Raw genomic sequence first — 392 nt, forward strand, 5'->3', positions numbered from 1 at the left:
GGACCGTTACATCCTGCCGCACTTGCTGTAATTGTTGTCGTTCCACTCCAACCTGCAACATATGTTACTTCTCCGGTTGATCCGTTGATGCTATTTCCGCCTGTTAAAGAAGCGGCATCTAAACTATACGTGATTCCGGTTGAATTTGTTCCGGTTGTTGTCGTAGTTACTGTTCCTGCTCCTTGACATCGTGTGCTGGTTGCCGGACTAAATGCTGCAATGGTGACTGTTGGGGTTACTGTTACTACATGCGTCGTAGTTACGGGACCGTTACATCCTGCGGCACTTGCTGTAATTGTTGTCGTTCCACTCCATCCTGCAACATACGTTACTTCTCCGGTTCCACTGTTTATACTATTTCCGCCTGTTAAAGAAGCGGCATCTAAACTATA

The 392-nt window shown here is 46.7% G+C and carries 1 protein-coding gene; it reads right to left on the reverse strand.

Annotation, left to right across the window (positions count from 1 at the left end; translation table 11 throughout):
• The coding region (locus tag H518_RS21245) for a hypothetical protein (protein WP_043707176.1) at nt 1-392 on the reverse strand (392 nt) is incomplete at both ends.

Origin of the sequence: Tenacibaculum ovolyticum DSM 18103, from assembly GCF_000430545.1 — a bacterium.
GTDB classification, from domain to species: Bacteria; Bacteroidota; Bacteroidia; order Flavobacteriales; family Flavobacteriaceae; genus Polaribacter; species Polaribacter ovolyticus.